The sequence below is a fragment of the Acinetobacter sp. TR11 genome (genome assembly GCF_027105035.1).
Classification (GTDB): domain Bacteria; phylum Pseudomonadota; class Gammaproteobacteria; order Pseudomonadales; family Moraxellaceae; genus Acinetobacter.
This window is the reverse complement of record NZ_CP114256.1, coordinates 2,703,621-2,723,378: the sequence shown is the minus strand read 5'-3', so window position 1 is coordinate 2,723,378 and position 19,758 is coordinate 2,703,621. Positions and strand designations below refer to the sequence as shown.

Below are 19,758 nucleotides of genomic sequence, written 5' to 3'. Positions count from 1 at the left end.
ATAGGGATTTGATTAAGTACCATTGTTCCCCTCTTTGTTAAAGAGGGGCTAGGGGAGATTTAAAAATGAAATTTTCAAAAGTTTTAGTCGCAAATCGTGGTGAAATCGCCGTGCGTGTGATGCAAACGACCAAAGCGATGGGTTATCAGACGGTAGCGGTATATTCAGATGCAGATGCCAATGCCCGCCATGTTAAGGTTGCAGATGAAGCAGTTTACATCGGTGCGTCCAAAGTTTCAGAATCCTATCTGTCGATCACCAATATTATTCAAGCCTGCAAAAAGACAGGCGCAGATGCGGTCCATCCTGGTTATGGTTTCTTGTCTGAAAATACCGATTTTGCCCAAGCTTGTAGCGACAACGGTATCACCTTTATTGGGCCAAACGCCGCTGCGATTCATTTAATGGGCAGCAAGCGCTTATCTAAAATTGCCATGATTGAGGCAGGTGTGCCATGTGTACCTGGTTATGAGGGTGATCAACAAGATATTGAATACTTGGCTGAGCAAGCGGAAAAAATTGGTTTTCCATTGATGGTCAAAGCATCTGCTGGTGGTGGTGGACGTGGTATGCGTTTGGTGCATCAGTCTGTTGATTTGTTGGAAGCTTTAAAAACCGCACGCTCAGAGGCTGAAAATGCCTTCGGTTCAGGTGAGCTGATCATTGAAAAAGCGGTAATTGCTCCTCGTCATGTGGAAATCCAAGTCTTTGGTGATACGCATGGTAACTATGTTTATCTATTTGAACGAGATTGTTCAATTCAACGCCGTCATCAAAAAGTGGTGGAAGAAGCACCTTGTCCAGTGATGACACCTGAATTACGCCAAAAAATGGGAGAAGCAGCCGTTGCAGCGGCAAAATCCTGTGATTATATCGGCGCAGGTACAGTTGAATTTTTACTGGATCAGTCTGGTGAGTTTTATTTCCTTGAAATGAATACTCGTTTACAAGTTGAGCATCCTGTGACAGAAATGATTACGGGACTAGATTTGGTCGAGTGGCAACTCCGTGTCGCCAATGGTGAAACTTTACCTTTGCAGCAGCATGAACTTAGTTTAAATGGACATGCGATCGAAGTGCGGTTATACGCAGAAGATCCACGTCAGGATTTCTTACCACAAACGGGAAAAGTATTACGTTGGCAGCCTGCGGCGTTGCCTAATGTCCGTATTGATCATGGTATGTTAGAGGCGGGCGAAATTAGCCCATTCTACGATCCAATGGTGGCGAAGGTGATTGCCTATGGTAAAACCCGTGAAGATGCTATTCGTCTATTGGCGCGTGCTGTTGATGATTGTGTATTGCTTGGTGTAAATAGCAATAAACAATTTTTGGTGAATTTATTGCGTCATCCGATTATTGTGGCGGGTGATACCAATACTGCATTTATCCAGCAGCATTTTCAGGATGACGTCAGCCTACATCAACAAGTTCCAACTCTTGAAAGTCTAGCGATTGCAGCAACACTATTTGCGCAATACAAGGCTTCAAAAACGGCATGGCAAACAGGTATTGCAACGCCACTACCATTAAAATTGAAATGTGCAGATCAACAACTGTCACTACAAGTCGAAATGGATCAACAGCAAGTCACCGTGCGATTATGTGATCAACACTGTACGATTCAGGTTGTAGAAATAACTGATACTCAGATCATTTATAACGTTGATGGTGTGCGTCGAAAGTTGAGTTATGTACTTGATCAAAATCAACTCTATTTAGATACAGCGAATGGTAATTTAGTGATTGAAAATATCACCTATGCCGCACCTGAAGCTGCTGAAGTGGTAGGGGATGGTAAAATTCGTGCGCCGATGGATGGGGCGATTGTGAATCTATTGGTTAATGCTGGAGACACAGTTGTTAAGGGACAAACCTTATTGATCTTGGAGGCGATGAAAATCCAGCAACAGATTAAATCTGATGTAGATGGTGTCGTTGATGAGCTGATTGGTCAAGTCGGTCAACAAGTGAAAAAACGACAATTACTGTTAAATGTCGCGATTGCATAAAAATGTGTAAATTAAAAAGCTAGGATCTACGCCTAGCTTTTTAATAGCTTTTCAACCGCGACGAGTGAGTGTGAGGAATTTCCCTTTAATTCTTGGGTTGCAAATTCAGCTAATGCTTGTTCATGTACCCATAAGTATCGAAGAAATTCTTGAGTCGTTGCATTGGCATGTTGATTCATTCTCTCAAACGTTTCCATAAAAGGTTTTGTACCTTGTTTGAGTAAATGCATCGCAATTTTCCAAGGAAGCTTTGCCATCGCGATACCTGATACTTTCGCTTGCAACTTAATGTGTGGTCGAATTGAAGCAGTCTGACCCTGTTGCGCTAAGAAATCTTCTAACCGTTGAAGCGTTTGAGTTTCCAGTTGTGCCAATCTTTTCCATTTTTGCTGTTGTTCTATGGAACGAGCATGTTGAGCAGCATTCAGAAAAATTAATTCTCCTAAGATTTCTGATTCCAGTGCAATATTTAAGTCATGTTGAAATTTTGGATAGTTCATTCCTTTGATTTCCATCAATAATCTTCATTTTCATTTTTATAAATACCACAATATTTGATTAAAACGTATATTCAACCATCTGTGTTCATGATACAGATGGTTTTAAAAATGATGATTAAGAAAACATTTTGAGACGTAAATCTTGCAAACGGGTTTCATATTGTTTTTGCCATTCTGCATCTGAAAGCTGCAATTTTAACGGCTGCATTTGTTGTTGGAGCTGTTGCACGGCTTGCTGATATTGATTGACCTGCTGCTGCTGTTGAACTTCACGTTGATCACGAAGTTGAATATCTTGTCGTTCTTGTTCGGTTAAATACTGCTGCTGCAATTTCTGTTTCAAACTTGCAATCTCAGCAGGATTATTTGAACTTTGATTCAGTAATTGAATCGCTTGTTCATAAAGCCCCATTTTGCTTTCCTGTTTCGTTGCATCAGGATATTGACGCTGTAATTCCTCAAAAGCTTTTAGACGCTGTTCCGCACTCAATCTTTGATTCTGAGCTAAATCATTATAGGCAAAACGATAGTCTGCATAATTACGTTCTTGCCCAAAACCAAGCATCGCTTCGGCTTGCCCTAAAGTCTGTTCTCTGAGTTTCCACAATGCTTCGAAACGTTGTTTAGGCGATAAAGAAGTCGATAAGACTGTACTTTGCATTTGTTGCTCGTATTGCGGCATACGCTTAAGTAAATTTTCAACTAAATGCGCAAATTTCTGATCAGGGTAATTCGCTAAGGCTTTTGCTAAAGCTGCATTACAATCAGTCACTGTACAATTCGCCTTAAAATTATTAAGGAATTCTGTGATATTGCCAGGCTGCTGCTGTAATACTTTCAGTTGCTTTAATAAAGCGTCTTGCAGCAATTCATCCTTATTTTTATTTGAGATATTTGGATCGTTCATCTGTATAGATGAGTTTTCAGATGATGAGGTGGATTTGGTTTGCTGAATTGCAGCGGAAGAGGCGGTGCTCTTCCAAACTACAATTCCGACCAAGACCACTAAAACAATAATAATTGTCAGCAATAGTCTTTTGTTCATACAGCGTTCCGTTGTTATGGACTGTAATTAAATTGTCCCATGACTGGGAAATGGTCTGAGAGATCCCAAGTCATATACAAAGGATCTGCTGTGGTACGTAAAATACGCACATCGTTACGAGATTGTGTAGGTTGGCGATGTGTATTTGAAGCCACCACATAATCTAAATATTCAACGGCAGTGCCACCTGAACCAGCCGCGCCCGCTAATTTATTGACACGTGGATCAAATGTCGATGCGGTATAACCTGTACTTGGCGCTGCTGTTGCGTTGAGATTAGTCAGCATATTTTGGTAATCTTGAGGCCATAACAGTTTATTGACATTGAAATCACCGCCCATCAACACTGCATCAAAACTTGGAATATTTTGTTGATTGACTAACTGGCGAATTTGCTTGAATTGGACTTGGCGAAGGGCACGTGCTTCATCGGTATCAAATGATGCAGTGTGTGTTGAAGTCACATGATAGGCTTTACCATTTTTAATGATTTCAGCATACAACACGCCTTTATCAGCAAAACAATCCGTTCCTGTACAATCTGGATAGATCAATTGTGCAGTTTTGACGATTGGATAACGACTGACGATGACGAGACCACTATCAAATAAGTTATAACCTGAACCAACAGGGATATGAGTTTGATATGGATATTGTTGTGCTAATTGATTCAGCATACCTGTACGAGAAGAAGCAAAAGCTTCTTGCATCATAATCACATCATAGCCATTTAAATGATTTGGTAACTCAGCCAAACGTTCACTGATCTTGCTTGCAACCATTGGCAGAGCATATACATTATAAGTCAGTACTTTTAGTTCATTGGCGTTGCTTGAAACAGGTTCTTGAACTGTATTTTGGTGAATGGTGTAATGGAAATCATCATAGCCTCCAGTATATTCAGCTTTTACTGCGGCTTGTGCAGATAAACCAGCGTAAGTTGTATTGATTCGGTGAATATCACGGTCTGAATACCATGGTGAAGTAGTAGTCGCCGTTTGAATACCATGCTTAATCGTACTACCTGACCAAGTTCCCGTCATTGTTTGTTTCAACGTGACTTGTGAATTACCTGTACTTACAACTGTATCGAAATTATAGGTTTTTCCTGATTTTAGACCCGTATAGCGATTGATACGAAGTACGCGTTTAGTTTCGTATGGGGCAATTTGTGTTGCTTCCTGTGCCCATTCATTTCCTTGTTGTAAAATATGTGTCCCTGTTTGATTAATTTGAACAGAAACAGTTTGTGGTGTGGTATTGGTTACAAATACATAAGAATCAGCAACTGCATCTTGCGAAGCAAGACCTCCTAAAAGTAGTGCAAACCCTGCGCCAAACTTTAAGCTTCTCAGCCCCATAATACATCTCTCCATAGTGCATAATGATAAATGAACAAAGGACAATCAATAATTATAAAACATTCATTTTCGAAAATTTAATGATTGTTATTTGTTCGAAATTTATAATAATGAAAATATATTGCCAACGCATGTAAAAAACCAACCATTTATCTGAACTTATTGATAATTGATTCATTTTAAATTATATAAATGTGATTTTTATCAAATAAGTGCTTAAAAAAATGATTTATTTTGGTGCTATTTTTTTATTTATTGAAAAAATAGTATTTTTTATCTCTATGAAAAAAAATTTTATAAAAATATATAATTAAAAATTAAGCAAGTGAATGCATAAATTTATCAATGGTATTTTTTAATCATATGGATAGAGTAGGCGAGTGAGGCAAGTATTTTCGATTTTGAAAATAAAAATCTGAAAGTGCATCTCACTTTCAGATTTTTTAGAAGAAAAATTAAGCTTGATCTGCATCCATAATTGCTGCACTAGCCTGCTTTAAGCTATAAAGTAACTGTCCTAAAAGAACATCTTTATTACTTAATGTCACCATCACCATTGGATGGTGTGGTGCAGGAATCGAAGTTAGGATTGCTTTACCATTTTCAGCATCAAGCGTGATACTCAGACATCCATTCAATTGAATTTCATTTAAAAATGCACTAACCATTGCTAAAATTGAACTACTTACAGCAGCTAACTTGGTGCTGTTATAAGGATTCTTTTTATAGATTGATGCCAATTCAAAGCCATCCGTAGAACAAAGCATAATGTAATCAATACCACGGATATTCGTTAAAATGTCATTCGCCTGTGTTTTTGCTAATTGAATGAGTTCTTTTGGCGCAGTGCGTTGTTGGCTTGGGATACTGAACATAATTTTTCTCTTTATTAAAGTTATTAAGTCATTTAGTTCGTTGCTTTGAGATTGACTTCCAATGCTGCAATTAAGGATTCAACCATCAGCAATATGTGTTCTTGTTTTCGGGCATCGATAAAAAACAAAGGGTATTGATATTCATTTTGAATCAACCAATCTCTATAAATTGAAGTTGTTTGACCTTTGTTCTCATCAATATGAGTAATACCAATTGATATATTTTTTGTATAGTCTTTAAATGTATCTAAATATCCCTCAAGTTCATCAAGTGGGAGTTTACTATTATGATCTACTAAAATAATAACACCAAGAGCACCTTGGCAAATAACTGGCCATATAAAATCAAAACGGGCTTGACCAGGTGTGCCATATAGTCCGATTTTGACACCATCATCTAAGGTAATTTCACCATAATCAATGCCAACCGTAGTTTGCATTTTATTATGAGCCTGACTATCTGTATTGAATGCTTCAGTTGCGAGTACTGGAACTTCAGAAAGTGATCTTATCGCTTCAGTTTTTCCAGCACCCATACTTCCAGCAAATACAATCTTATATTGTTGTAAAATCATATAATTCCTTAAAGCCCAAATCGGCGTCTAATTTTGCCGAAAAATTTATTAAAAAAGTTGTGTTGTTCAACAGGCTGTTCGGTTGCTTCTGATTTCAAATAATGACTTTCTGTTGCTGGAATAATGTCTCCATTATTTGAAATGATGCAGGCAGCAATAAATTGTTGAACCGTTTGAATTGGGATTTTTAATTGCGTTGCAACTTGTGAAAGTTGGGCTCCTTGTATAAAACATGCTGAAAGCAAAAGTGTAATTTTTCGATCCGCACTTTGACTAGGTTGAGGCCAATGTTCAATTTTAAAATATTCATTTTCATTCGGCGCAAGTTTTTGAAACTCTAAAGAATGCCAAAATAAATTCCATAACCAATCCTGTAAGTCATATTCAACTTTACGAGAAACTTTTGTGAAATCAAAAGTGGTGGCAAATTCATATTTAAAGCTATGATTGGTTTGCGTGTGTATGCGAGTTGGTTCTAACCATGCAATCTGACTACGCGTATCAATGATCGCTAAAGTCCCATGATCATCAAAAAGATGAAGACGAGCATTTTCAGGGTTTAGCATATCCTTTAAAAACTTTTCACTTACAGCGTTATGATTAGATAGAAAATCATTTTTAGGTTGTTGATTAGAAATATAACTTAGCAATCTAAGCTGTATCCAATTCTTTAAGGCATCCGTTTGTTGAACGGGAAGGTAGAGTGTGTTGTCCTCCTCGATTTGGCAAGAACCTTGCCCCTTAGAAATTTTTAAACATGGTAATTGTTTTTGTTGAATAATACGTTGTATACCTTCAGTATCAAAAAAATTTTCGTTTATGAGTAGTAAGTCGATATTTGGATCGGCAATGTTAATCCAATTAATGCCAAATTCATGAGGTATTGTTTTTCTAAGTTCTATTTTTAGTTCATCTGAAACTTTTAAACTTATACCTGAAATTGCGATATTAATGCAATGTCCATTCATAGTATCACTTTAATGTTTTATAAAATATTGCATTGAACGAAATTATACTTTTACTTAAGAATGATAAAAGACCTCTTATATAATTCTAATTTTTATAATTAAAATAAATATAAGAAGTCTAATTTTAAAAAAACTTAAGATTTTAATTAAGCAAAGTCTAATTCTTTTTCGAACGTTTTTAATTCGTGGCGTGCCATTGCTAAGTTTGATTTGCTACGATCTAATACAAGGTAAAGAAATAAATTTCCGTTACTCTCTAATGGTCGAATTAGGTGATATGCTTTACCAAGTGTAATTAGAATATCTTCAATGTCATCATTAAGTTTGAGTGAGTTTGCAACACGACGTTTTGCTCGAACAACCTCAGTGTTACCCGCAGCCGCCAATTCTAAATCAAGTGCGCCCCCGCCTTGAGTTGCCAGCGCCAAACCGCTTTCTGTATCTACCAACGCTGCTGCAACGAAACCATCAATATTTGTTAAGCTTTCTAATGAAATTTTAGCCATGATTTTATCTCTACTTAATACATCTTGTTTATGAATTTATATTCCCTACTTTTGCTTTTGATTCGTTTTCAAAAGTAGATAACCTTATTATAGGAAACTCTTTTATTAAATCAATAATACTTAAACAGACTTAAAATAATACAATTGGTAATAAATGACAGTTTTTGTCAAAAAAATAAATCAAAAACGTATATAAAACCATATTTTAAAGAAAAAACGTGATTTTTGTCACAAAAATAGGGTGGTTTAAATTATTTTTTTGATTGTAAATAAATGTAAATCTTTATAATTATATAGTTTCTGTTATTTTAGTATGATTTAAATATATTTAAGTACTTGATAAAGAAAGTAATATACTTTCTTTATCATTTTTAATATGTTTAAATAGTCGTCAGCTGAATGTAGCTGCAATATAAAAATAATAAAATAATAAGTGCTGTTATAGGTGCAATAATAAAAGACCATGTCGGTGTAGTTGGTTCTGGAGTTGAAATTTCTTCAGTATGTTGTGCTTGATGTACCATTTGATTAAATTCCTGTATCGTTGTCTCTAGAGAAACTTCTTGCTGTATGACTGGTTTTGAACCTAAAAGTTCAGTGAGTTGGTTGGTTGACCAAACCCAATCTTCTGCTTGTCCAGATAGATGTTCTATTTGACCTAAGAGAAGCTCACTTAAACCTGTTTGACCAAAGCTACCTGTTTGGTCTAATTGATTTAATTCTACGAATTGTAAAGTGAGTATTTCTGAAATACTTGACTCTAACTCAGAAGCGCTTAAAGCGGATTGATTATATGCAGAGGTTGTAAGATGTCTAGCTATTCCTTGGATATAAAGGGGATCAGATGCTTTTATTTCCTGATAAAGTTTTTTATTATCTTTTTTCCAAAGACTGACCAACTGTCCAAGAGCAAGCATATTCACTTCATCAATAAAATAAAGTCTTTCTTTTGATGAGTATTGATCAAAGAGCTGTGGTTTTTGGAGTTTAATTTGTTCAGAAAAGTATTGAACTAAGTCAAATGCCATCGTGCATTTCCTCGCTTTTAATCTAGAATCCTGAGAGAAGGTTTTTTCTTATTTGGTTCGGCTTCTTGCTTTTTATCTTCTATTGGAGTTTCTATAGTCTCTTGAATATCACCATATTCGCTTGGATCAAAAAATAAACCTTGTCCATTTTCTCTAGCATAGAGCCCTAAAACAGCGCGAATAGGTACATAAATATCTTTTGCGACCCCACCGAAACGAGCAGAAAATGAAATAGCATCATTATCCATATGAAATTGATGGATTGCATGTGGTGCTAGATTTAAAACGATTTGTCCATCTTTTACAAATTGTTGAGGAACATCTGTGTGTTGTTGTGTTGCATCAACGAGTAAATAAGGCGTCAATTGGTTATCACAAATCCATTCATAAATGGCACGTGCAAGATAAGGGCGTGTGGGCGTAACATTTAATTGATCTGACATAATTTACAAGCTTATTTAATCATAGGAATTAAATCATTGTAGCTGTTTTTTTCTTGAGCTGTCATTGATTTAATGAAAGATGGGCGACTGAAAACACGATGACAATATAAAAAAATAGGTCGGCAATGTTGCGGTGGAAGTTCAATTCCCATACTTTTTAATCTGAGAAAAATTGGTGCCAGTACACAATCTAAGATTGAAAATGTCTCAGACATAAAAAAAGGAAAATGTTGAAATAATGGGGTAAGTGAAATAAGCGTATCTCTAAGTTCTTTCTGGGCTTTTTGTTTTTCTTGCGGGTTCAGCGTATCGGCATGTCTAAGCATTTGATCTGCAAGCTTGAACCAATCTTGTTCAAAACGCCAAATATATTGACGTTGCTCCGCTCTGGCCATTGGAGCATCCGCATAAAGCTTATTTTGACGATAGCGATCATCCAGATATTCACTAATGATATTTGTTGAAAAAAGTTTTAGATTTTGTTCAATCAACATAGGAAGTTGATTGTAAGGGTTGAGATCAGCCAAATCTTCATCTTCATGATCAGTGATAATGAGCTGATATTTAATTTGTTTTTCTGCTAATAAGAAACGAATCCAGTGTGAGCGGAAATCATCTGCATGACTGTAAAGCGTAATGCCTTGAATAGGCGTATTTTCGATGTTCATTTACCAAAATTGAGCTGAGTCAATCGGATAGAATACTAAAACTGAGCAGTAAAATCACTGGGACTTTAATGATATAGTCAAATCATTATAAAACTAATACAACTCAGTCGATGAGTTATTTCGAGTTTTTTTCGAATCATGTATGGATAATAAAGTGGTTTGACTATATCTCTTTGATCTATAATTTTGAGTGATAAAAAATTATACTCAGATAAATTTTATGCCAATTAAAAACATGTCAAAAACAATAAAACAACTGTATTCAGCTATTCCCTGTATTGAGCAGGATCCTGAATATGTGAAAGGTGCCCAAGAATTAACATTGGATCCTGAATTTCCTGACGTGGGCTTAAAAGGCACTTTTGGTTTATTTGGTTCCGACGTGTGGATATCTAATCTCAAGAAGGGTGTGATTCCACGACAGACAATTATGGGGCGTATTGTAAGAGTTTATGCAACCAATAATATGGATGGATGCCGTAAACCAAATGTTATTGATATCAAAGTCGATGGGTCGAATGAGATTTTTATGGAATGGATGCATCTAAATGTTAAGTCGCAAAAAAAATATTATCGAGTCGGAAAGGAAATTCACATCTCATACTATATTGAAGAATTGAAAAGTATAGATGAGCAGACTGGGCAACATGATCAATTGAAGTGTGTTTATGAGATTTATGTAGAAATTTAATATGATGATTAGGTCAATAAAAAAACCTCGGATAAATCCGAGGTTTTTTGTCCAATTCGTAAAACGATTAACGTTTAGAGAATTGAGGACGTTTACGAGCTTTACGTAAACCAAGTTTCTTACGTTCAACTTCACGAGCATCACGAGTAACGAAACCAGCTTGACGAAGAGCAGGTTTTAAAGTTTCGTCAGCAGCGATCAATGCACGAGTAATACCGTGACGGATAGCGCCAGCTTGACCACCAATACCACCACCTTTAACAGTGATGTAAAGGTCAAATTTTTCAGTAACTTCTAAAAGCTCTAAAGGCTGACGTACAACCATACGAGCAGTTTCACGACCGAAATATTGCTCTAAAGTACGATTGTTGATTACGAGTTTGCCTGTACCAGCTGATAAGAAAACACGTGCAGTTGCGGTCTTACGGCGACCTGTACCATAATTAGTAGCCATGTGCTGTATCCCTTAGATGTCCAAAACTTGTGGCTGTTGAGCAGTATGAGGATGCTCGCTACCAGCGTACACTTTCATTTTTTTGATCATTGCATAACCAAGAGGACCTTTTGGTAACATACCTTTAACAGCTTTTTCTAAAACTGCTTCAGGTTTGTGAGCGATTAACTTTTCAAAGTTAGTCTCACGGATACCACCAGGGAAACCAGTATGGCGATAGTATTTCTTATCAAGTGATTTATTACCAGTCACTTGAACGTGTTCAGCATTGATCACAACGATGTAGTCACCAGTGTCAACGTGAGGAGTATAAGAAGTTTTGTGCTTACCGCGTAAACGACGAGCGATTTCAGTCGCAAGGCGACCTAAAGTTTTGCCAGAAGCATCAACAACATACCAGTCGTGTTGAACTTCAGCAGGCTTAGCGCTGAGAGTTTTCATTAACCACTACCTATTATAGTTGGTTTGAGCAAGGAATCGCCCAAACAAAAGGAGACCGAATTCTATATGAATTTCTAAAACCATACAAGAACAATTCATTGTTAATGTCATATTTTGCTGCAATGTGACTGATTTTGTAACTATATAACCGTTAATTTTGAGCTACATTTTTTGGCTTGAGAGGCGGTGGTATTTGACCTATTATTTTTGAATCAATTATTTGAAATAAATAGAAGTATTTACCTCTTCTTTTGGGGAATTTGATGAATTTATCGTTTTCTACAAAAATTGTTGTAGTTGTCATATTAATAGGTGTTAGTTCTACACAAGCGAACGCACGACGTTTATATAAATGGGTCGATCAGGGGAGTGTGACCAATTATTCAGAATTTCAACCTAAAGAGGGGGAAAGTCGTAAAGTTGAAGTCTTGGAAAGTCGTGGCGAGCATGTTGATCCCGCCATGATGGTGACTGCTGAAATGAAAGCGATTGAAATTCCTGATGATCAGACGAATCCTTTAGCTCAATCACCAAGTTCGTCGGTTCAGCCAAATCCTCAAGTACATCAACAATCATCGCAGACTGTGGTAAAACAAGGTGCAATCGCTTCTCCTTATACTTCTCATCCAGTAAATACAGCTCCATTACCAGAGAAGAAAGAACCACAACTCGTACAGCAGCCGCAACCTATAGACAAAAAAGAGCCGATTGCAAATCCATTTGTAGAGAAGCCGAGTAGTGCTGTGGTTGTTGCGGTAGAAAAGAAACAAGAGATAGCGGTTGTTCAACCTGAGAAAAAGGTACAACCAAAAATTAACCCGTGGACTCGTCAAGTTGAATTTGTGCCTTCTAATCTAGTGCCTGAAAATTTGCCTAAAACGAAAAAGCCTTAAAAATTTTAAATTGTTCAGTATTTTAATTTTATTCTCTTTGTTTATTGTTTCTTATGTAGGAGGGGCGTGCTGAGCGAGAGTAGAATTTGATGAATAATTATTTCAAGTGCTTCATCAGCGTTATGTTGGGCATCTAATCGCTCTAATGTTATTCCTATTTATTTTCTTTATTCGTATTTAAATTTTATTTTTATAGTTTATGTTGCTGTATTTATTGATAAAAATAAATTTATTGTTTATCAGCTTGTAAATTTTACTTCATATTTTTTCAAAAACTTTTGCTTATATGTTTAGTGGATTGTTTTTTATTGGTGTTGGTTTGTCTATTGGATATTTAGCCAATCTTATGGGTATACATTTGCAAAACTTTCTAAATAAAAAACTTTCGGTAAACTATAATGTAATGCTTAAATTAGAATTGGTGAGTCATGTTGCCTTTGTATGTCACTTCTGGCGAGCCAGCTGGAATTGGACCAGATATTTGTCTAAGTCTAGCAAACCGTGTTGATGAGCGACCGATCGTTATTCTGGCTGATATCCAGATGTTGCAACAGCGCGCCAAACAGTTAAATATTGATGTTGAACTCATTCCATTTCAAGGCGAGAAAAAGTCGAATTTAGCAGGGCAGCTTTTCGTTGAGCATGTGCCTTTAGCAAAACCTGTTATTCTAGGTCAGTTAGATTCAGCCAATGCAGCTTATGTGTTAGAGCAATTACGCCGTTCAGCTGACTATGCCTTGTCAGGGCGGAGTGTAGGGGTTGCTACAGCGCCAGTGCAAAAGTCGATTATTAATAATGCAGGCATTCTATTTAGTGGACATACTGAGTATTACCAAGAGTTTGCAAGTGTGGATCGTGTGGTAATGATGTTGGCGACTAAAACATTGCGTGTTGCGTTGGCAACCACACATTTACCGTTGCGGGATGTACCTGATGCGATTACTAAAGAGCGTTTGCATCAAGTGATTGATATTCTGATTCAAGACTTAAAAAGCAAATTTAAAATCGCACAACCACGCATTCTAGTCTGTGGCTTAAATCCACATGCAGGTGAAGATGGTTATTTAGGTCGAGAAGAAATCGAGGTGATTAATCCAGTGCTAGAAAGCTATCGTGCACAAGGTATAGGGATGAGTCTTTGTTTGCCTGCAGATACCTTATTTACCCCAGAAAATCTAAAAGATGCGGATGCTGTTTTAGCAATGTATCACGATCAAGGTTTACCTGTGTTAAAATCACAAGGCTTTGGTGAAGCAGTAAACATTACATTAGGCTTGCCATTTATTCGAACTTCGGTCGATCATGGTACAGCACTTTCTCTTGCAGGCACTGGACAGGCAAAAGCATCAAGTTTGCATGTTGCAGTGGATTTAGCACTTGATTTAGCCCGTCAGTAATGGGCGGGTAAATTATTCACGTTGGAATTATTATGTATCAAATTAATGCCCTAAACCCTAAAGATGAAGGGCATCAGGCTCGAAAACGTTTTGGTCAAAACTTTTTACATGATCAACGTGTGATTGCCAAAATTGTACGTTCAGTGAATCCGCGTGCGGGCGAGAATATTGTCGAAATCGGACCGGGTTTAGCCGCATTGACTTCACCTTTAATTGGCGAGTGTGACGCTCTGACTGTGGTTGAACTTGACCGTGATTTAGCAGCAGGTTTACCAGGTCGTGTGCCACATCCTGAACGTCTAACCATTATCGAAGCTGATGCATTAAAATACGATTTCACGCAATTATTTCAAGACGGTCATCCACTTCGTGTCGTTGGTAATCTGCCTTATAACATTTCTACGCCTTTGTTGTTCCATCTCTTGGAGTTTGGCGACAAAGTTAAAGACATGCATTTCATGTTGCAAAAGGAAGTGGTTGATCGTATTACGGCTGTACCCAATACGAAAGAATATGGTCGTTTATCGGTGATGATCCAGTATTACTGTAAACCAACTTTCTTATTTGAAGTGCCACCAGGTTCATTTAATCCGCCACCCAAAGTGACATCAGCCGTATTTCGTTTGGAACCTTATGACGTTAAACCGATCGTAGCAAAAGATGAAAAGGCATTAGCTCGCTTGGTTGGACATGTTTTTACCCAGCGTCGTAAAACTTTACGCAATAGCTTAAAAGGTATGTTGGCTGAAGATGGTTTTGAAAAAGCTGGTGTTGATCCGATGGCACGACCAGAAACCTTGAGTTTGGCTGATTTTGTCGCACTTTCTGATCAGATGGTGTCTTAATGTCTAAACGCTATAACTATGTCATTGGTGATGTGCAAGGCTGTTTCGAGGCATTGAAAGCGTTATTGAAAGAAATACGTTTTGACCCAGACCAAGACTTTTTATGGTTTGCGGGTGATTTGGTTGCACGTGGCGAAAATTCGGTCGGTGCATTACGCTTTATTAAAAAACTGGCTGATCGTGGCGCTGCAGCAGCTGTACTGGGTAATCATGACCTGACCTTGATTGCTTGCGCCCGTGGATTTAAGAAAGCCAAAGCCAAAGATCGTACTCAGGACGTGATCGATGCGATTGATGGCGATGAGTTGATTGATTGGTTGCGTAAACAGCCGTTAAGCCTAACTCCAAATGCACAGACCTTAATTACTCATGCAGGTGTGCCGTGTATTTGGAATGCCGAAAAAACTATTGCGCTTGCTCAGGAAGTTCAACACGCGGTAGGACATGAGGATTTATCTGTTTTAGATGCATTTTTGGTTGAAATGTATGGTGCTCAACCTGATTTGTGGTCGGATGATTTAACAGGCTCAGCTCGTTTACGTTGTATCACCAACTATTTAACACGTATGCGTTTGACGGATGTTGATGGGCGGCTAGAGTTTGAATTTAAAGATGCGTTAGACGCACCGATGCCAACAGGGTTTAAGCCCTGGTTTGAGTTTGAAAGCCAAGCAGCCCAAACCCATCAACTGATCTTTGGGCATTGGGCTGCGTTGCAGGGTAAAACCATTAGCCAGAAAATTCAAAATATCGATGGTGGCTGTGTTTGGGGGCAACAACTGGTGGCCTATCGTTTAGAAGATCAACAACTTTTCGCAGTGGATAATCCTTTGGCTTGATCAACCTGTGATCTCTTTTAAATGCCCATTTTTATATTGAAATCGGGCATTTTTTATTTTAAGACTGTCAGAAAACTGTCATGTGCTGATCATTAAAGTGTCAAAAAATACTTATAAGCTAACAGCATGAAAATAACGACACAAATGGATGGCGATATGCAAAGTACATACGCGACATCTCTATTAAAGCAAGAACCGTTTCCAGAAAGTTTTAAGTTTCATTTTAAAAGGAAACAACTTAAAAATAAACAAAATGAATTGGCTGAACTTCGTGATTTAGTTCGTCCACGTTTAAGAATCGCAATCGTCACTGAAACATGGCCACCAGAAATTAATGGTGTAGCATTATCTATGATGCAATTATGTCAGGGGCTACAACGGCTTGGACATAAAATTCTATTGGTCAGACCTATACAAAAAGCGATTTGTACAGAATTTTTACCTGAACAAGAATGCTTGGTGATGTCTCAGCCTATTCCAAAATACCCAAGTGTTCAATTTGGTTGGCCACAATATCTTAAAGTCTCTAAAGCATTTGAGCAGTTCGCACCTGACGTGGTGCATATTGTGACTGAAGGTCCATTAGGTTTAACAGCGCTACAAGCTGCAAAGTCAAAAAAAATCGCAGTATCGAGTGGATTCCATTCAGCTTTCCAAGATTTTAGCCGTTTCTTTGACTTGGCTTTTTTAGTCAAACCGATTCAACGTTACTTAACATGGTTCCATAACAGTACAGATGTCACGTGTGTACCCAGTCAATACACGGAACAAGCACTACGTGGATTTGGTGTGACTTGTCCTTTAGTTGTTGTTGGACGGGGTGTGGATACTGCGAAGTTTTCCCCAAAACATCGTTCACAGCAATTACGCCAACAATGGGGGGGGGATGCTGATACCCGTGTAATGTTGTATGTCGGGCGTTTATCGCCAGAAAAAGAAATTGATGTCTTAATTAAAGCTTTCCATGCTTGGCAGAGACAGCAAGGTGCAAATACAAAATTTGTAATTGTTGGAGATGGGCCTGATCGTATTCGTTTGAGTAAATTAGCGACATCAGAAGATATTATTTTTACTGGTAGCTTAAGTGGTAAGAATCTTTCAGCCGCTTATGCAAGTGCAGATGTTTTCGCATTTGCTAGTCAAGCTGATACGTTTGGAAATGTAGTGCTAGAAGCAATTGCTAGCGGATTACCAGTGATTGCTTATGACTACGTATGTGCACATCAGCATGTCAAACACGGTGTTACAGGCTGGTTGAGTCCTCTAGGGCAGACCGCAGATTTAACCCAATCCATTTGTCATTTGCCAGCTCTCCCAGAACTGAGACAAATGGGTTTATTAGCAAGTGAAACTGTACAAGAGACCAGTTGGCAATTTCCTGTACAACAACTAGAGCAAGCACTTTATCAGGTAGCGAAGGAACCTCTTATGAACTCTACCTAAAGTATCCTCAGAAAGGAGAAAAGTATGAAATTTCAAAATGCAAAAATAAAAATGCTCGATTTAGACCTAAAAGGCTGTGTATACCTTAATCATCTCTCCCAGTCACAACGTATTGCCTTATTTTTTAAAACGATTAGTCGTTTGGGTGATGGACCATTTTGGTATGCCATGTTGTTATCAGTATGGATCGCACAAGGTTTGGCATACGGTCTGCAAATTCTATATTTGCTCGTTGCAGGTTCTGTTGGTACGGGGATTTATAAGTTTTTAAAGCATAAAACGACTCGACCACGTCCTTATCAAGTTCACCAAGTGATTGTACTGGGCGAGCGACCGCTAGACCACTTTAGCTTTCCATCAGGTCATACTTTGCATGCAGTCATGGTTACCATTACATTAGGCTATATCCAACCGTTGTTATTAATCTTGATGTTGCCATTTACGATTCTGGTTGCATTGTCCCGCATGATTTTAGGATTACATTATCCAAGTGATGTGATCGTGGGTGCTGTGATTGGTGCATCCGTTGCTAGCTGTATTATTTTGTTGGCACCAAGCTTCAATATCATTCTTTAAATAATTTAATGGGTTTTAATGATAGAAGACTATTTTTTAAATATTGGGATTTGTTAAAGTACGCTCAATCACAAACTGTTAATTAGGTTATCAAATGGGCTTACGTTGGACAGATACGATTGATATCGCAATCGAACTTACTGAAGCACACCCAGATGTAGATCCTCAATGGATTCGTTTTACTGATTTACATGCTTGGGTTTGTGCATTACCAGACTTTAATGATGACCCAAATAAGTCGACGGAAGGTTTGCTTGAAGCGATTCAAATGGCTTGGTTGGATGAAGTTCGTTAAAAAAACATCAGAAATCACTGAACTTTTACAGATTCAAGCTGATTATTAGCGATGACATCGGTATAATGCGGCAAATTTTTTAGTTTACACCATAAATAGGAGTCAATCATGGCGATTGAACGTACTTTATCTATCGTAAAACCAGATGCAGTTTCTAAAAACCACATTGGTGACATTTTTGCTCGTTTTGAAAAAGCGGGTTTAAAAATTGTTGCGACTAAAATGAAACACCTTTCTCAAGCTGATGCTGAAGGTTTCTATGCTGAGCACAAAGAACGTGGTTTCTTTGGTGACTTAGTTGCATTCATGACTTCTGGTCCAGTTGTTGTTTCAGTTCTTGAAGGCGAAAACGCAGTTCTTGCTCACCGTGAAATCTTAGGTGCTACAAACCCTAAAGAAGCGGCTCCAGGTACAATCCGCGCTGATTTCGCTGTAAGCATCGACGAAAATGCTGCTCACGGTTCTGACTCAGTTGCTTCTGCTGAGCGTGAAATCGCTTACTTCTTTGCTGATAACGAGATCTGCCCACGCACTCGTTAATCCAAAGTATTCAAGCCAGATAAGTGGTATACTACTTATCTGGTTTTTTATTTTTTATAGATTGAGTTGTGTGAAAAATACACAGCATTTTCTAGCGCTGATATCGTTTAGGTAAATATACATGAGTTCTGTAGTGGTCGTTTCATCAGAAAATTTAGATGAAAAACAACAGTCTTTAACTACGTCTGTCGTTCAAGCTGCCGATAAGAAAGTAAATTTACTTGGCATGTCGCGGGCTGAACTAGAAAAATTCTTTGAAGATTTGGGCGAAAAGAAGTTTCGTGCGAGTCAAGTCATGAAGTGGATACACCAGTTTTTCGTCACTGATTTTGCTGAAATGAGTAATATTTCAGGCAAGTTACGTGAAAAATTAGAAAAGATTTGTGAAGTTAAAGCGCCTGAAGTGGTACACCGTAATTATTCTAAAGATGGTACGCGTAAGTGGGTGTTCCGTGTTGGTGACGGGGAAGGCTCTTTAGTCGAGACGGTACTGATTCCCGCAGAAGATAAAACAGGTGCGCGTAAAACCTTATGTATTTCTTCGCAAGTGGGCTGTGCGTTGGATTGTTCATTTTGTTCGACTGGAAAGCAAGGTTTCCAACGTGATCTAACTCCCGCAGAAATTATTGGTCAACTTTGGATGGCAAATTATTCCTATATGGAAGATGTGCCCGTTGCAGAACGTGAGCGTACCGTGACCAATGTGGTCATGATGGGTATGGGTGAACCTTTACTTAATTACGATGCAGTACTCAGCTCAATGCAATTGATGCTAGATGATTTTGCCTATGGTATGTCTAAACGCCGTGTGACCTTATCAACATCTGGTGTTGTTCCGAAAATTGACCAATTGGCACAAGATATTGATGTTGCATTGGCAATTTCGTTACATGCGCCAAATGATGAACTTCGTAATGAACTTGTTCCTATTAATAAAAAATATCCATTACAGCAACTTATTGCTGCGTGCCAACGTTATTTAGCTAAAGATGGTAATGAAAGCTCACGTCGCCATGTCACGATTGAATATGTGATGTTGGAGGGTGTAAATGATCACCCTGAGCATGCACAACAGTTATTAAAATTATTGAAAAACTTGCCAAGTAAAATCAATCTGATTCCATTTAATCCATTTCCACATGCACCTTATGGGCGTTCAAGTCGTAATCGAATTATTGCATTCCAAAAAACTTTGTCTGACGCTGGATTTGTGTGTACGATTCGTCAGACACGTGGCGATGATATCGATGCTGCATGTGGTCAATTGGTAGGACAGGTTGCTGACCGTACGCGTCGTGCGGAACAGTGGAAGAAGAAAGTGGCGCAACGACAAGAAATTTTGCGCACACAAGGATAAAACTTG

At 38.0% G+C, this 19,758-nt stretch carries 23 protein-coding genes; 11 read left to right on the top strand and 12 right to left on the bottom strand.

Features of this window, described 5'->3' with window-relative positions:
- Positions 1-65 precede the first annotated feature (65 nt).
- A complete protein-coding gene (locus O1450_RS13150) occupies positions 66-2,012 on the top strand; it encodes an acetyl/propionyl/methylcrotonyl-CoA carboxylase subunit alpha (protein WP_269228799.1) in 1,947 nt (648 codons plus the stop codon).
- A gap of 32 nt (positions 2,013-2,044) precedes the next feature.
- On the opposite strand, the gene O1450_RS13145 is transcribed toward O1450_RS13150, so the two are convergent.
- The 10 genes from O1450_RS13145 to O1450_RS13100 all read right to left on the bottom strand — a co-directional run bounded on the left by O1450_RS13145 (position 2,045) and on the right by O1450_RS13100 (position 9,981).
- Positions 2,045-2,512: a hypothetical protein gene (locus tag O1450_RS13145; protein WP_269228798.1), complete on the bottom strand. Its 468-nt coding sequence runs from the start codon at positions 2,510-2,512 to the stop codon at positions 2,045-2,047.
- A gap of 115 nt (positions 2,513-2,627) precedes the next feature.
- Positions 2,628-3,557 (bottom strand): lipase secretion chaperone, encoded by a 930-nt coding sequence (locus O1450_RS13140; RefSeq protein WP_269228797.1) that lies wholly within the window; start codon positions 3,555-3,557, stop codon positions 2,628-2,630.
- A gap of 14 nt (positions 3,558-3,571) precedes the next feature.
- Entirely contained in the window at positions 3,572-4,918 is a 1,347-nt protein-coding gene (locus O1450_RS13135) for a sphingomyelin phosphodiesterase (RefSeq protein WP_269228796.1), read from the bottom strand.
- 455 nt (positions 4,919-5,373) lie between these two features.
- On the bottom strand, positions 5,374-5,793 hold the full coding sequence (locus O1450_RS13130; RefSeq protein WP_269228795.1) for a roadblock/LC7 domain-containing protein: 420 nt from the start codon (positions 5,791-5,793) through the stop codon (positions 5,374-5,376).
- A gap of 32 nt (positions 5,794-5,825) precedes the next feature.
- Positions 5,826-6,368, bottom strand: coding sequence for a GTP-binding protein (locus O1450_RS13125; RefSeq protein ID WP_269228794.1), 543 nt, complete (start codon positions 6,366-6,368; stop codon positions 5,826-5,828).
- A gap of 8 nt (positions 6,369-6,376) precedes the next feature.
- A complete protein-coding gene (locus tag O1450_RS13120) occupies positions 6,377-7,336 on the bottom strand; it encodes a hypothetical protein (RefSeq protein ID WP_269228793.1) in 960 nt (319 codons plus the stop codon).
- Positions 7,337-7,482: 146 nt separating this feature from the next.
- Positions 7,483-7,842: a roadblock/LC7 domain-containing protein gene (locus tag O1450_RS13115; protein WP_256415301.1), complete on the bottom strand. Its 360-nt coding sequence runs from the start codon at positions 7,840-7,842 to the stop codon at positions 7,483-7,485.
- A gap of 380 nt (positions 7,843-8,222) precedes the next feature.
- Positions 8,223-8,870: a hypothetical protein gene (locus O1450_RS13110; RefSeq protein WP_269228792.1), complete on the bottom strand. Its 648-nt coding sequence runs from the start codon at positions 8,868-8,870 to the stop codon at positions 8,223-8,225.
- A 17-nt stretch (positions 8,871-8,887) separates the two neighbouring features.
- On the bottom strand, positions 8,888-9,313 hold the full coding sequence (locus O1450_RS13105) for a ClpXP protease specificity-enhancing factor (protein WP_004664913.1): 426 nt from the start codon (positions 9,311-9,313) through the stop codon (positions 8,888-8,890).
- An 11-nt stretch (positions 9,314-9,324) separates the two neighbouring features.
- Positions 9,325-9,981 (bottom strand): glutathione S-transferase N-terminal domain-containing protein, encoded by a 657-nt coding sequence (locus tag O1450_RS13100; RefSeq protein WP_269228791.1) that lies wholly within the window; start codon positions 9,979-9,981, stop codon positions 9,325-9,327.
- 220 nt (positions 9,982-10,201) lie between these two features.
- Here O1450_RS13100 and O1450_RS13095 point away from each other — a divergent pair, with 220 nt between their 5' ends.
- A complete protein-coding gene (locus tag O1450_RS13095) occupies positions 10,202-10,672 on the top strand; it encodes a hypothetical protein (protein WP_269228790.1) in 471 nt (156 codons plus the stop codon).
- A 67-nt stretch (positions 10,673-10,739) separates the two neighbouring features.
- Here O1450_RS13095 and rpsI read toward each other — a convergent pair whose 3' ends face one another.
- A complete protein-coding gene (gene rpsI, locus O1450_RS13090; protein WP_004640839.1) occupies positions 10,740-11,126 on the bottom strand; it encodes a 30S ribosomal protein S9 in 387 nt (128 codons plus the stop codon).
- Positions 11,127-11,138: 12 nt separating this feature from the next.
- A complete protein-coding gene (gene rplM, locus O1450_RS13085) occupies positions 11,139-11,567 on the bottom strand; it encodes a 50S ribosomal protein L13 (RefSeq protein WP_004664909.1) in 429 nt (142 codons plus the stop codon).
- 263 nt (positions 11,568-11,830) lie between these two features.
- Here rplM and O1450_RS13080 point away from each other — a divergent pair, with 263 nt between their 5' ends.
- From O1450_RS13080 to rlmN, 9 genes are all read left to right on the top strand, one after another.
- Positions 11,831-12,460 carry a hypothetical protein gene (locus O1450_RS13080; protein ID WP_269228789.1) on the top strand — a complete coding sequence of 210 codons (630 nt, stop codon included), beginning with the start codon at positions 11,831-11,833 and terminating at the stop codon, positions 12,458-12,460.
- Positions 12,461-12,888: 428 nt separating this feature from the next.
- Entirely contained in the window at positions 12,889-13,857 is a 969-nt protein-coding gene (gene pdxA, locus O1450_RS13075) for a 4-hydroxythreonine-4-phosphate dehydrogenase PdxA (protein WP_269228788.1), read from the top strand.
- A gap of 32 nt (positions 13,858-13,889) precedes the next feature.
- Entirely contained in the window at positions 13,890-14,702 is an 813-nt protein-coding gene (gene rsmA, locus O1450_RS13070) for a 16S rRNA (adenine(1518)-N(6)/adenine(1519)-N(6))-dimethyltransferase RsmA (protein ID WP_269228787.1), read from the top strand.
- On the top strand, positions 14,702-15,541 hold the full coding sequence (locus O1450_RS13065; protein ID WP_269228786.1) for a symmetrical bis(5'-nucleosyl)-tetraphosphatase: 840 nt from the start codon (positions 14,702-14,704) through the stop codon (positions 15,539-15,541). Before rsmA ends, O1450_RS13065 begins: the two co-directional genes overlap by 1 nt.
- Before the next feature lie 126 nt (positions 15,542-15,667).
- Complete coding sequence (locus O1450_RS13060; RefSeq protein ID WP_269228785.1) at positions 15,668-16,984, top strand: glycosyltransferase family 4 protein; 1,317 nt, start codon at positions 15,668-15,670, stop codon at positions 16,982-16,984.
- Between the two features lie 24 nt (positions 16,985-17,008).
- On the top strand, positions 17,009-17,560 hold the full coding sequence (locus O1450_RS13055; protein WP_269228784.1) for a phosphatase PAP2 family protein: 552 nt from the start codon (positions 17,009-17,011) through the stop codon (positions 17,558-17,560).
- A 94-nt stretch (positions 17,561-17,654) separates the two neighbouring features.
- Entirely contained in the window at positions 17,655-17,855 is a 201-nt protein-coding gene (iscX, locus tag O1450_RS13050) for a Fe-S cluster assembly protein IscX (protein ID WP_004664895.1), read from the top strand.
- A gap of 108 nt (positions 17,856-17,963) precedes the next feature.
- The gene (gene ndk / locus O1450_RS13045; protein WP_003654870.1) at positions 17,964-18,395 is read left to right on the top strand and encodes a nucleoside-diphosphate kinase; all 432 of its coding nucleotides are present in this window, start codon (positions 17,964-17,966) and stop codon (positions 18,393-18,395) included.
- A gap of 121 nt (positions 18,396-18,516) precedes the next feature.
- Positions 18,517-19,752 carry a 23S rRNA (adenine(2503)-C(2))-methyltransferase RlmN gene (rlmN, locus tag O1450_RS13040; RefSeq protein WP_269228783.1) on the top strand — a complete coding sequence of 412 codons (1,236 nt, stop codon included), beginning with the start codon at positions 18,517-18,519 and terminating at the stop codon, positions 19,750-19,752.
- Positions 19,753-19,758 lie beyond the last annotated feature (6 nt).